12 protein-coding genes are annotated in these 13,773 nt (G+C 32.8%); 6 read left to right on the top strand and 6 right to left on the bottom strand.

From position 1 onward, the window contains the following. Nucleotides 1-8: 8 nt before the first annotated feature. Both ACFINY_RS05725 and ACFINY_RS05730 read left to right on the top strand, forming a co-directional pair. Complete coding sequence (locus tag ACFINY_RS05725; protein ID WP_375611912.1) at nucleotides 9-818, top strand: MBL fold metallo-hydrolase; 810 nt, start codon at nucleotides 9-11, stop codon at nucleotides 816-818. Nucleotides 819-926: 108 nt separating this feature from the next. Beyond that, complete coding sequence (locus ACFINY_RS05730; protein ID WP_273791051.1) at nucleotides 927-1,286, top strand: hypothetical protein; 360 nt, start codon at nucleotides 927-929, stop codon at nucleotides 1,284-1,286. Nucleotides 1,287-1,596: 310 nt separating this feature from the next. Here ACFINY_RS05730 and ACFINY_RS05735 read toward each other — a convergent pair whose 3' ends face one another. The 3 genes from ACFINY_RS05735 to pcsA are packed head-to-tail and all read right to left on the bottom strand — an operon-like array spanning nucleotide 1,597 to nucleotide 3,893. Beyond that, complete coding sequence (locus tag ACFINY_RS05735; protein ID WP_375611911.1) at nucleotides 1,597-2,010, bottom strand: DUF6163 family protein; 414 nt, start codon at nucleotides 2,008-2,010, stop codon at nucleotides 1,597-1,599. Then, nucleotides 2,007-3,053 (bottom strand): enoyl-CoA hydratase/isomerase family protein, encoded by a 1,047-nt coding sequence (locus ACFINY_RS05740; protein WP_375700919.1) that lies wholly within the window; start codon nucleotides 3,051-3,053, stop codon nucleotides 2,007-2,009. Before ACFINY_RS05740 ends, ACFINY_RS05735 begins: the two co-directional genes overlap by 4 nt. 21 nt (nucleotides 3,054-3,074) lie before the next feature. Then, entirely contained in the window at nucleotides 3,075-3,893 is an 819-nt protein-coding gene (gene pcsA / locus ACFINY_RS05745; protein ID WP_375611909.1) for a phosphatidylcholine synthase, read from the bottom strand. A gap of 185 nt (nucleotides 3,894-4,078) precedes the next feature. Between pcsA and ACFINY_RS05750 the strand changes: the two genes are divergently transcribed. From ACFINY_RS05750 to sodC, 4 genes are all read left to right on the top strand, one after another. After that, on the top strand, nucleotides 4,079-5,305 hold the full coding sequence (locus ACFINY_RS05750; RefSeq protein WP_375611908.1) for a UbiH/UbiF family hydroxylase: 1,227 nt from the start codon (nucleotides 4,079-4,081) through the stop codon (nucleotides 5,303-5,305). Nucleotides 5,306-5,808: 503 nt separating this feature from the next. Continuing rightward, entirely contained in the window at nucleotides 5,809-6,153 is a 345-nt protein-coding gene (locus ACFINY_RS05755) for a hypothetical protein (RefSeq protein ID WP_375611907.1), read from the top strand. Then, nucleotides 6,131-6,454, top strand: coding sequence for a hypothetical protein (locus tag ACFINY_RS05760; RefSeq protein ID WP_375628109.1), 324 nt, complete (start codon nucleotides 6,131-6,133; stop codon nucleotides 6,452-6,454). Before ACFINY_RS05755 ends, ACFINY_RS05760 begins: the two co-directional genes overlap by 23 nt. 454 nt (nucleotides 6,455-6,908) lie before the next feature. Continuing rightward, on the top strand, nucleotides 6,909-7,436 hold the full coding sequence (gene sodC, locus ACFINY_RS05765) for a superoxide dismutase [Cu-Zn] SodC (protein ID WP_375632234.1): 528 nt from the start codon (nucleotides 6,909-6,911) through the stop codon (nucleotides 7,434-7,436). Between the two features lie 546 nt (nucleotides 7,437-7,982). On the opposite strand, the gene ACFINY_RS05770 is transcribed toward sodC, so the two are convergent. The 3 genes from ACFINY_RS05770 to ACFINY_RS05780 all read right to left on the bottom strand — a co-directional run bounded on the left by ACFINY_RS05770 (nucleotide 7,983) and on the right by ACFINY_RS05780 (nucleotide 13,708). Next, entirely contained in the window at nucleotides 7,983-8,921 is a 939-nt protein-coding gene (locus tag ACFINY_RS05770; RefSeq protein WP_375611904.1) for a COG2958 family protein, read from the bottom strand. A 370-nt stretch (nucleotides 8,922-9,291) separates the two neighbouring features. Beyond that, complete coding sequence (locus tag ACFINY_RS05775) at nucleotides 9,292-12,045, bottom strand: DEAD/DEAH box helicase (protein ID WP_375700920.1); 2,754 nt, start codon at nucleotides 12,043-12,045, stop codon at nucleotides 9,292-9,294. A gap of 22 nt (nucleotides 12,046-12,067) precedes the next feature. Further along, complete coding sequence (locus ACFINY_RS05780) at nucleotides 12,068-13,708, bottom strand: site-specific DNA-methyltransferase (RefSeq protein ID WP_375611902.1); 1,641 nt, start codon at nucleotides 13,706-13,708, stop codon at nucleotides 12,068-12,070. Nucleotides 13,709-13,773: the final 65 nt, after the last annotated feature.

The following is a 13,773-nucleotide window of genomic DNA, read 5'->3' on the forward strand; positions in this document are numbered from 1 at the left end:
CAAAAGATATGTGTGATCAATACCGATTTACAATATTAGGTTGTGGTCCTTCTCCAGGAGTGCCAAGACCTAATGGTGATTGGGGAACATGTGATCCGAATAACCCTAAAAATAAACGCTACAGAAGTTCTTTATTAGTTGAACGTATTAAACCTTCAGGAGGCAAAACAACGATCGTTATTGATACAGGTCCAGATTTTCGCTCACAAATGATCGATGCGCGTGTAAGCCATCTTGATGCTGCTCTTTACACGCATTCTCATGCAGACCATATCCACGGTATTGATGATTTACGCAGCTATGCACTTGCACAAAAATGTTTAATAGATATCTATGCCGACAGATTTACACTAGAGCATCTCAAAAGTGCTTTCGGATATTGTTTTCAAACTCCAAAAGATTCATCTTATTCTCCCATTTTAAAAGAGCATCTTATCAATGAAGATAGCCAATTTATTATTCAGGGGCAGGGCGGAGAAATAAGCGTCAATACACATTTACAACACCACGGAAACATTCATTCCTTAGGTTTTCGGATTGGGAACGTTGCCTATTGTACGGATGTTAGTGAATTTCCTGAAAAAACTTTATCCAAATTAATGGATTTGGATGTTCTCATCATTGAAGCTCTTCAATTTAAATCCCATCCGAGTCATTTTTCTGTTGATCAAGCATTACAGTGGATAGAATATTTAAAGCCAAAACAAGCAATACTCACACATATGGACAGATCGCTGGATTACAATAAGGTTATAAATTACGTTCCATCCTATGTAAAACCTGCATATCAAGGTCTTACTTTTGAAACAGATGCATAAGCTTATTATGCGCAATATTTAAGTTAAATAAAATACTTTTAAATTTATCCTTTATTTTATTTCATTTTTGACATATTTAGTGTTTTTTATGTCAAAAATGAGGCTTTTATGTATAAGAATTTTAAGCGGGGTGTATGTATTGTGGTTTTAGCGGTTTCCTTAACAGCATGTGGGGGGCGTTTAGAAAAAAATATTGCAACGACAACATTACATGACGGATCAATGAGTTGTGCCGATATTCAACGGGAGTTTTTTGCTAATAAACGTCAGATTAATGATACAATTGCAGAGCGTTCTAAAGCAAGAAATAAGAACGTGGCTTTAGCAGCAGCAAGTGTTGTATTTGTACCTGCTTTGTTTTTTATGGATACTAAATCCAGTGAAAGTAATGAAATTTCGGCTTTAAATAATCGTAATGCTGTTTTAAGCGATCTTGCACGTATGAAACGTTGTAAAATAGTACAGTAATTTTTCTTATTTTATTATAGGTAATTTCGTTATCACTATTTTTGGTCTTTAAGGAATATACCTTAAAGACCAAAGTTTATTTTAAAAGTAAATTGTATGATATAAATATTATGATGATGTTTTAAAGTAGGGTTTTCTTTTTGGATAAAGGATTTATCTTCTGCATCATATTATCGCATAATATATATTATGGAACTTTATGGAAAAGTATAGCTAGCATCAGCGTTTTGAGGAACGAAGCTTTAAAATGAGCTACTTAAGTTAGCTAAGATCGAAAATCGAGCCTGTTATTCTGGCTCGAAAATTTCAATCACAATGTTTTTTTATTTTTTACTCTTTTAAAAAAAATAATTACAATTTGTAGTACTATAAAAGCTAAAAACAATATTCCATGAAATAATGGTACAAATGGCTGATAAATAAAATCGGAATAATATATTGTTATTGCTTCAATCAATGCTGCAATACACCACACAATGATACCCCATAGTGAATACATCCAAAGTCCAACTAAGGCAATAGGATAGAGAATAGCCAATATAGCTGATGCAAATTGCCACTGCCAAGGCATAAGATCAAAACGCCATAGAATACCTGGAAAAACACCAACAAGACGTATCCAATAACAAATACCTAGAACTAAGCAAATAAGTGCCAAAAACCGTAAGTAACAGTTATAGATTAAATTGATTTTTGAAATCTGTTTGTGAGAATTATTTTTCACAATAATAACTCTTGTTCAACAGGTTGGAAGTAAGAATCTACCATTTCATCTGTCACATTTGAAAGTTTATCTGGTTGCCATTGAGGTCTTTTATCCTTATCGATTAACATAGCACGTATACCTTCATAAAAATCATGTGAATGAATCATATGATACGCTATGCGGTTTTCAATTTTCATACAATCTTCCAACGTTTGAGATGAATTTTGTTTCATTTGTTTCCAGATAACTTTTAAACTTGTCGGAGAACGTGACTGCAAAATATCATAACATTCTTTAGCAAATAAAACATCTTCATTGCTTTTTTTATGTAGCAACTCAAGACATTCTTCTAAGGTATGTGCACTAAAACAAGTGTTAATAATACAACGTATTTCATGACTTGTTTCATAGTCTTTTGTAATTGCTCGCTCGTTTAAAGCTAAAGTAGGATCTCCTTGCTCAATAACAGCTTTTCTAATCATATCGAATTCAGTTTCAGCAACGGCGTGTGTTGCTAATCCTAAATTTAAGCAATCTCCCCACTTTATACGTGCGCCCGTTAATGCAAGATAGATACCAAAATGATTGGGAAGAGATGGTAAGAAAAAACTTGCACCTACATCTGGGAAAAATCCAATCGCACCTTCTGGCATAGCAAAAACTGTATTTTCTGTAACAATTCGATGCGAGCCATAGAGAGAAATACCTATCCCTCCTCCCATCCAAATACCGTTTAAGAAAGAAATGTAGGGCTTTGAAAAATGTTTGATATAAGCATTTAAACTATATTCATTTCTAAAGTATTGACAAGCAGCAGCACTTTTCCCCATATGATAGATTTCTACAACATCTCCACCAGCACAAAAAGCACGCCCTTCCCCTTCAATTAAGACACAAGAAACATTATCATCTGTTTCCCATGTTCTGAGAGCTTTTTTTAAAGCTGAAACCATTCGTTGATTAAGAGCGTTTAATGCTGAAGGACGTGTGAGCTTTATAATACCAGCACGCCCTTCTTTCGTAAAAGAAATATCATCATCTGCTCCAAAATTAATTCGCATCTCACACCCTTCTTAAAACAATTATTTCATTGTTTTTTTTATACTTTTTGCCCCAAGTTTAGGAAATATTTGCATGATTGCGCCAATACAATATGTATAAATTCCTGTTACCGAAATTCCTATTTTAACCCAATAGGGAGCCTCTAGTTGATAAAAGAAGGCAGAAATACCAAAAAAACACCATAAGAGAAAAATGGGAAAATTAATTCTACGTAAACGAAGTACTCTTACTGGATGAATAAAATAAATTGGCAAAAAAGATATAATCGCCGATAGAACAATAATGATAAAAGTAATCCACTCTCCTGGTCTGACGACAAAAAGCGTAAAAATCATCATATTCCAAACAACAGGAAATCCTTTAAAAAAGTTTTCTTTGGTTTTCATACTAGTATCTGCATAATAAATAGCAGATGAAATAACAATAATTGCACTCAATGAAAATGATAACCCTACCCCCATGAAACCACTTTGATAGAGTGCAAAGGCAGGAATTAAGACATAAGTCACGTAATCAATAATATTATCTAACAGCTCTCCAGACCATGTTGGAAGAACGTACTTAACATCAAGTTTGCGTGCAATTGGTCCATCTATACCATCAACGAGAAGAGCAAGCCCAAGCCAACAGAACATAGCTGTCCATTCTTTTTGAGAGGCTGATATAAGAGAAAGAAACGCTAAAAATGATCCCGAAGCTGTTAGTAAATGAACGGAAAAGGCCTTTGCTTGTGGCATTGTTACTTTTTTATGGCGTAATAATTTAGCATTTGTTTTGATTTTCTTTGTTAATTTACGTTTCAAGGTTTTCTTATCCTCGTTTTTAAAGTCTTCAACCATCTATCAATACGCCATTTTTTAACGATGATATAACTCAGCATTTAAAAAAATCATAAAAAGGTTACTTTTTTATATCGCATTATTTATTACATACTATAATAATAGAAGAGCTTCATATAATAAAAAGAGAGAGATCATTTGGAAATGTTAAAATATTTTCTCAATGAATAAAGGTTCAAATCGTTGTGATATTTGAAAAGGAAGAGCATAAAGATATTGCTGTTATTGGTGCAGGTCCTGTCGGAATGTTAGCCGCGCTGAGTCTTGCACAGAAGGGACTTTCTGTTTTTCTTGTTGGGCCCCCTGCTCATACAGATGAGTTACGGACAACGGCTCTTATGATGCCTGCAATACGCATGCTTCAAAAACTCAATATTTGGGATAATCTTCAAAAACATGCAGCTGCTTTATCGTCCATGAGAATTATAGATATAACTTCTAGAATTGTGCATGCTCCTACGGTGCATTTTTCTTCTACTGAAATTGGCGAAAAAGCTTTTGGCTATAATATACCTAATGTAAAATTGAACAGTGCTTTAGTCGACGCTGTTACACATACGCCCAATATTACAAGATTTGTTTCTGCAGCCAAATCTGTTCATCACACAAAAAACCATGTATGCATTACTCTTGCTGATCATAGAATTATTCAAGCACCACTTGTTGTTGCAGCTGATGGACGTCACTCTCTTACACGTGCCGCAGCAGGGATAAGTGTCAAACAGTGGAATTATCCCCAAAAAGCACTTGTTCTCAACTTTTCTCATGAGTTTTCTCATCAAAATACATCAACTGAATTTCATACAGAACACGGTCCATTTACACAGGTTCCACTACCAGGACGAAGATCTAGTCTTGTATGGGTTGTTCATCCTTCTCGCGCTGAGGAATTATTAAATATAGAACCAAAAACAATTGCAAAAATGATCGAAAACCAAATGCAATCAATGCTTGGAAAGCTAAGCTTAGAAACATCAATTCAAGTATGGCCGCTTTTCGGACTTCTTTCTCATCATTTTGCTGCTAATCGAACAATTTTAGTGGGTGAAGCCGCTCATGTTTTTCCCCCTATTGGAGCACAGGGATTGAATTTAGGATTCCGTGATGTCCAAACTTTAATTGATATTTTACCCAATAAAATATCCAATTCTAACTCTGAAATGATTGTTGCACATTATAACAAATGCCGCAAACCAGATATATTAATCCGAAGTGGAGCTGTTCATACACTGAACTCTGCTCTACTTTCTCATATGTTGCCTGTTCATATCATACGAAGCATTGGGCTTGGTTTGTTGCATAGTTTCCCACCATTACGTAATTTATTTATGCGCGAAGGAATGTATCCCGGTTATGGATTTAAGGAAATTATGCAAATATTTCCAACAAAATCATCAAAACAGCTCTACTAAGCAATAATGGATAATAACGTAAAATAATAAATTGCATTTTGAATCATATCTATTACTGATATAAAAAATATTTTTGTTCTTTCTAAGAAGTAACAAATTATATTAAAATAATTAATTATATTTATTTGATTTATTTATAATAATAACATGTGTAATTAATATAACTGTAAATTATTTTTATTAAAAATTATTATATATATTTAGTATGTTGATATGAAATAAGAGAAAACTGAATTATAGACTACAAATTAAATTATAAAGATATCTTGCTAAATTATATCTGTTAAATTTAGAACTATAAATAAAATGAAAAATAATACCGTTTTGAAAAATTTATTTTATTAAATTAATTTTAATAAGAAAATAAATAAAAACAGTTTTATTTAATCAATATATTTTCAAAAATTTTTATTGTTAAGTATAATATTAAAAATAAAATCATCTTTGGAACCTGTTAGTAACACAGAGGTTAATGAAGTGTTGTTTCAACAAATGGTAACAAGATGACACTAAATAATTTTTTGAAATTAAGTACTTTTTTTATAATGATTGCATGTGTCTCGTTGATAGTCACGACTTCAATAAGTGAAGTTTTTCACCTTCCTTATTGTCAAACCTTTACCTATAGCTCTACTCAAAAGGTCACTAAAATAGGTCAGAACTCATTTACTGCTTCACAAGTTAAAAATTGTCTTATGCAAAATGGTTTTGAGAATATTAAACGATTGCGCTTAGATGACAATGGTATCTGGCGTGCTTTAGTAAAATTTAAAAAGTCCCATTTTTTCGTATCCGTTGACTATTCAGGAACAGTTAGCATTCAAAATGAAAGAAAAGAATATGATTGATTTAAAAACTTACAGCAACGTTTCTTTTCACAGCTGTAAGAAAAAAAAATTAAAAAAGTACTGCCATTCTATTAAAGAATTTTCTTTCATTGGCGGTTTAAATGGTAGCATATCAGGAGCTATCGCGGCAACTCTTGCAGCTTATGGTTATATTGCTCTTCCAGGATTTGGTCCAGTTATCGCAATGGGTATAGGAGTAGCACTTTCTTCCGGAATAATAATAGGAGCACTGATAGGATCAGGAATGGGAGGGAGTGTCGGTATATGCTGTATTTTATTGGGAAATTTATATGAATCATAATAATTTTTTCTCTTATAAATTTCATAATGAATAGAAATTTCTCGTCATTTTTTCTATGAAAAACAATTAAATCATCAACAAATTATATGTTCTTTTTTTGATGAAACGATCATCATATTGTAAATGAAATAATAGCTAACTTACTAAAATTCCTTATTTAATTTCTTATTATACCTCAAAAAGTAGATTTTTTAAAAGCATCTCTTGAAGAAATGTAAGTGAGATATAATTATCCATCCATAAAAGCTGTATTTTTTATAGATCAAAAAATAAAAGTTATGTTCAGAAATATATATAAACACACTTTAATTTATTTGCTCTTTCTAATAACAGAATATTTCTATGTAAATTATTTTTCTTAAAGTTAAATTTAAGACATTTATATAATATATCATTAATATAGATTGTTATTTATAGACAACAATATATTAAAATATAAGTATAAAGGTATTTTATGAAAAAAATATTATTATCATTATTGTTTTTTATGGCATTTTTAATTCATAAAAATTCTGCATTAGCACTATCAAAACAAGTAAATATTTATAAATTAGAATATAACAATTCCAAAAAGGCTATTGGTAGCATTAAAATTGAAGAAACCACATACGGTTTGATTTTCATCCCTAATTTATCTACTTTATCAGAAGGAATGCATGGTTTTCATGTACATGTAAATCCTTCATGTGATACAAAAGATGGCATAATTGGTGGAAGCGCAGGTGGACATTATGATCCGGAACATACCGGAAAACATTTAGGACCTTATAATGTCAATGGTCATCTTGGTGATTTACCAGCACTTTATGTTGATAAGCAGGGATATGCCATAATGAGCGTTCTTGCTCCACGATTAAAAAAAATCTCTGAAATTAAAGGGCGCTCTTTAGTCATTCATTTAGGGGCTGATAATCAATCAGATAAACCATTACCGCTTGGCGGAGGTGGTGCACGTTTAGCGTGCGGTATTATTGAAAAATAAAGAGAGTATTGTGGCAGACTGAGACAGTACACACTCCCTTTACCATAAGGTGTGAGAGAAATTTATTTTTTAAATCTATTTCAAGAAATTGAGTAAACTGTGTGAATATTTTATAAAATTAATGTTTTTTTGAATGTTTAGTTCGGATAACAAAAAGCTTAATAATCATCAAAACGAACAGCAATGGAAATTAAAGAAATAGTAGTGTAAATTCTCCGTAAGAAGACTTCAATATGAGGAAGTAATATTTTCCATGCTTGATGTAAAAAAGCAAAAAAGTCGAATTTCACTCTCTATAATAAAAAATTTATAATAAATTATAATCATTAAGTCTAGTATCTAATGGAATCACGCTCAATGCACAAAATATAACAGGTCTAAAACAGAATTTTTACTCTTCCCCTACTCAACCCTACTCATGAGGTACGTGAGAAAAATTTTAATTGATACAATATCAATATAATAAGTCAAACAAAATAATTAGAGTAATTTTTCATCACTCTGAAAAAAGGCTTTTAAATAATAGAGTCTTTTTAAAAATACTCCTCATAGATACATACGATCCCAATCTAGTGGACGCATCTCACCAGTTTGATAAAATTGACGAATGAGCTTAATATAATCAAGAAAATCTTTGTTTTCCTCCACTAATCTATTAGCAGTATCCCAATCAATATCACTACGTTCTTTGGCAGGAATTAAGATTTCACTCTCGGAAGAGTTTTCCTTATTAAGTCTTATAAATCCAATTCCATGCAAACTTGAAAGCATCCGAAGCTCTTTTAATGTATCAACTCCTTCAATTTCACTAGCAACTAAATAACTCAAATTAGCCCATGAAGAATTACTAACTGTTTGAAAAAATGCTTTTCGTAAATTTGAACGATTGATGAGAATTTTTACTTCAAAAGACCAAAGCTTTGTCTTTTTATCAAAATATTGCAAAACACAGTCTTTGATTTCACGATTCCATTCCTTGCTTAAATCTTGCATCCCTACGAGATCTGGATAAAGCCATTTATTTCCGCCTGCACCATGTTTATTACGAGAACATTTCTCATTAATGCGCTTGCTATAAACTGCAAGCTCTGACCATAAAAATTTAGATAATAATGGATAAAGATCATGCTCTTTAACAGAGCCATCTTCTGTTCTACTCTTTGCATTGTCCTCTATTGTATCAATTTCAGCACTATCTGTTTGTTCAGTAAAATAATATTGTCGCGGTCGTCCTTCAGTGGTTTTAATTTCTGAATAACGCTTTTGTAACTGAGGGCGTTTTGCCCCTATTTCAGCAACAATTTGCTGAATAAGAGCTGCATCACTATTAAGGGGAGTGATTATTGCCGTTGAATTCTTTTGTTTTTGACGGCATTTTTCTGGGTAATTTTCAAATATCCATTGAGCAATTTCTCGAGCTGTAAACTTTTTTGTCGGGTTTTTCTTTAAAAAATTAAAAACAGTGTTTGTTAAATTTAAAGTCATATGAAAAACTCCCCCTTTTATCCTCTGGGTATTTCATTATATTCAGGCGTTTTAAATGAAAGAACAATAAACTGTTTAAGTTTTTTAAAAAAAGAACATTTATCAAATTACTCAATAAAATTAAAATATTTTTTTTAATTTATAACTATAACTCAAAGATCTTTTCACATAACGAAAATAAGATTGTACTTTTATAAAAAATTGTAAATGTGCTACAAATCCCCATACAAAAGCATAATCTTGTATAACTTTTCTATACATTTTTCTTTTAACGTCGTTAGAAAAAAGTTAAAATAATTATTCAAACATTTGATTAAACCTCACACCCGTCAATTAAAAAACTTAAGTGTTTTATTTTTGAAGCAAAAAGTTATAAGCTCTCAAGTATAGATTCTGAAATGGTAAACTCTGCACACAAACCTTCAAAACTACTATTTGCTTTAATAGCATCATGGGGAATAAGAACATAATACCATTTTTTATCGCCATAAGTCGCCGCATAGCGCGTTGCATGACAACACCATTGAACTGCAGCTTCTCTCTTTTTTAAAACAATAGGATTTTGCATTTCAGAGGCTTTTTTAGGCTCACAAAGATATTTGGCATCCTTCGTTTCTACAACAAAGTCTGGTTCATAGATTGATCCTTTATCATATTCTATCTTGAAAAAACCTCGAGCGGGTTTCATCCATTTCAAGACTTGTGCATCATCCTCTAATATTTGAGCAAATCGTAATTCCCCTTCTACTGAATCAAACTTTTGTAAAGGATAACAGCATTTTCTAAAGCCGCTGAATACAAGTTTTTTAATATCGCTTTTAATGGCAGGAATATTACGAAAATCAAGAGGAGACGTCCCTTGCGGCAACACATAATGGATAGGTTGTAAAATTGTAAAACCTCGTGTAACTTTAACCGCATAATCTTTTTGCGTTTCCCATTGATGTTCTCTTAATTGCGCAACAATAAAACTAGTAAGCTTGTGCTGATAGTGAATTAATACGTTCTCAACAGCTGTATCATTGGGTAAATAAGATCGGAAATGTTCTACTATCTGACTAGCTAATTTTCGTAATAAGAGCGTATGGTTATCATAATCGACAAAGTCATTATCAATCAAACCACGAATGATATAGTTTTCAAGATAAGGCTCTTTGACATATTCATTCTTAGATGTGAGAAAAATGCTTTTATGGGTACGCAATTCTCGAATTAAAAGTTCTTTACTAACAGGTTGAAAATTTAAGTTTTCTAAATTTTCCAAATCAAAATCATAAAAACCATAAGTAACATCACGCGAAGGAATGAGTATAATATTTGGAATATTTATTATAAATTCTGTTAATTGTTTTGTCAGAATTGTCACCACTTTTGATACAAGAGACTTTTGTGATGAAGGCTTAATATTCATAACTTTATTAGCAATTTTTTCTTGCATCTGTGCAGAACAAAGCATTTGAGAACTTGGCAATTTATCATTCTCTTTGATAAGATCCCACGCGATCGCTGCAATATCTTGCTCTTCAGGTGTTAATGTAGGGGAATCTGTATGACGTAATATGATACCTTGTAAATCAGAAAATGCTCCATTTATATCGGAATTACGTATTACCATCGTTTGCATCAATAAAGCTTCTACTTGACTTGGAACTGTCACTATATCGGTCTTTTCAAAGGGGATATTCCCTCCTGTTCCAATCTCAATATGCTTTTTTATAATTGAGTTTGGATCGTTTGCACGATCAATAATATCTTGAAAACGATCATGCGCAATAATTGTTAAACGATCAATAGCTTCCACGCCTGTTCTATACCCATAAGGCAAACGCAATCCACGCCCAATTGTTTGCTCTGTTAAAATTTCTGAAGCCGATGCACGCAACGGTACAATAGTATAGAGATTCGTAACATCCCACCCCTCCTTTAATTTATTAACGTGAATAACAATTTCTGTTGAGTCATGAGAATCTTCAATTGCAATCAGCTTTTGAATATTTTGATCTTCTTCTATATTCGACTGTTTTGTATGAATCTCTATAACTTTTCCCTTATAAGCTCCTGCAAAAAAATCATCTGATTCCAATAAATCACGCAATTTCTGTGCATGATTTGTATCTTGAGCGACAACTAAAATAAAAGGCTTAACGAACTTTCTGTTATAATCTTTTGCATAGACAATTAAATCTGCTTTCACGTTTTCATGGGCATGAATTGCATCTTGTAATTTGATATGTTCTAATTGTTCAGATGTATAATTTTGAGGTTGAAAATCTTTACGTGTAGCAACAGCAGGCTCTTTTACAAAACCATCTCTCATAGCCTCTGCAAGTGAATAACTATAGACAACATTTTTAAAATCTACGGGTTTTGCACCTATTGTTTTTGGTGTCGCTGTAAGCTCTATTCCTAAAACAGGTTTTAACTCATTAATTGCTGCCGCACCAGCAGAAGCTCGATAACGATGTGCTTCATCCATTAACAAAACTAAATCAGGAAGATTTGCGAGATAATCAAAATAACTTTCACCAATCGTTTCTTGTAAGCGTTTAATTCGCGGAATACTAGATTTTAGTGCGCCTTTTTTATTATCCGTTGTATTAATTTTAGAAATATTAAAAATATTGATAAAGGCCGTATCTCCATTCTCAAACAAACGCTTTTGTCCTTGAATATGGTGTTCATCAACGCGAATACCTTTACCACTTTCATAATCTTCACCTGTAATAATAACGGGTCTATTGGCAATAAATTCACTCATTCCACTGAAAACATACTTCGGACTTTGGGGACTAAAATCCTGTTTTAACTTTTCATAAATAGTCAAATTTGGCGCTAAAACAAAAAAATGGCGACTATGACCTGTTAAATAAAGATAGCTGATAAAAGCCCCCATAAGTCGCGTTTTCCCAACACCCGTTGCTAAGGCAAAACAAAAAGAGGGAAAATTTCGTTCAAAATCTTGTACAGAAGGATAAAGATTTTTTATCACTTCTAACTCTGTAACAAAATCAGCATTTTTAGAAAGCTCTATATTTTCTAAGATTTTTACCAAAATATTTAAAGATTCACGTTGAGGATTACGTAACGATAAGCGAGCAGAAATCCTTTTTTCAACAGTGTTCATGAAAAACTCCGCTTTTTATATATTATTCAAATAGATCTAATTCTGCTTGCGCAATATCTTTATTTTTGCTGTTTTCTTTTACCACAATCACTGGTTCAAGATTGGCTACATTTAAACTGTAATCGTCCCTTCCCCATTCGCATTTTTCTAATATTGCACGGGGGATTTTAGTGAGTGTCAGATTTTCAAAGGATGCTGATTTTGTATCAAAGGCTGTACCACAAATCAGCAACGTGCGATGAGAGCCTACCTCTTCACTCATTATACGGAGTTGTTCATGGGTCATAGCGCTTGTTGTGACATAAATATAATCTGTTTCGGTTGAATACCCTTGCATCCAATAATGATTTTCATCAGGTGCGTAGGTAAATCCCATATGTTTGCACATGGCTTCTGATAGCATGGCAGCATTATATTCGCGACTAATAATCCATTGTCCCCATGGATCTTTTTGCAACAGGGAAGGTGCAAGGCGATAATAACGGAATCCCCCGCCACCTTGCCAATTGACACTTTTGGAAATTCCCCCTTGATCAGTTCCATCAATGACTTGTTTTAAACGAGGGATAATGTGGGTGTGACAATGCTCACCAAGTTCAATCATAATCCACTTCCTTCCCATTTTATGGGCAACAGCACCGGTTGTGCCAGAACCAGCAAAAGAATCCAGTACAAGATCACCGGGATTAGTAGCAAGTTGAATAATGCGTTCCATTAAACGTTCCGGTTTAGGAGTTGTAAAGACACTATCAAAATTGAAGACTTTGGCTTCTTTTTTTGCATCTTGATTATGGCCAACTTCCTGATAAGGCCAAATGGTCATTGAAACCATACCATTTTTTACCTCTGATAAAAAACGTTTCATAGAAGGAACATTACTTCCTGTTGGACCAAACCAAATACGATTATCATTCAATAATTCAAAGAATTTTTTTTTATTCATAGCCCAACTTCTACCATTAGGAGGCATTACCTTGCGTCCAGAAGGTGTGATGATTTCATAAATATCCTTAGGTGTTACTCTTTTTACAGATAAATCTCCAGATTTCCAAGGACCGCGAGGATCATTATCAGGATTTTTATAGCGCGCATCCATATCGCTTGAACGAGGAAGCAATTGAGGGCGCCAAATCGTTTTATCTTTAGCATAAACCATTATAAAATCATGATTATCAGAAAGCCATTTTGTATCATTTTGTGGAGCATATTTCTTTTGCCAAATAATATTGTTGATGAAATTTTGGCGACCAAAAATTTCATCCATCATCACTTTAAGATAGGCTTGTTCATCATCATCAATTGATATCCAGATACTTCCATCATCCGCCAGTAAATGATGTAACAATTCTAGCCTGTCTCTCATAAGGCTGAGCCATATGGAATGCTCTAAACCATCTTCATAATGTTCAAAGGCATTGCCTGTATTATAAGGCGGATCGATATAGATACATTTTACCTTCCCCATATATTCTTGTTCAAGCGCTTTGAGTGCGAGTAAATTATCACCAAAAATGAGTTTATTATCAAAAATATCTTGGGATGATATTTGATGCGAAGCGTGATAAGATTTTTCAAGATCTTCCAATAAAATACGAGGCTCTAGTTTTGGGCGTTTTTCTTTTCCAATCCAAGTGAGTTCTAGTTTTTGTTTATTATAACTCATGCGATCGTCCTTAAATTTAAACGCTTATGAAAAGTAAACAGCTTATTCATGAATGGCTAAATTAG

The organism is Bartonella sp. AA23NXGY, assembly GCF_042197165.1.
GTDB lineage: Bacteria > Pseudomonadota > Alphaproteobacteria > Rhizobiales > Rhizobiaceae > Bartonella.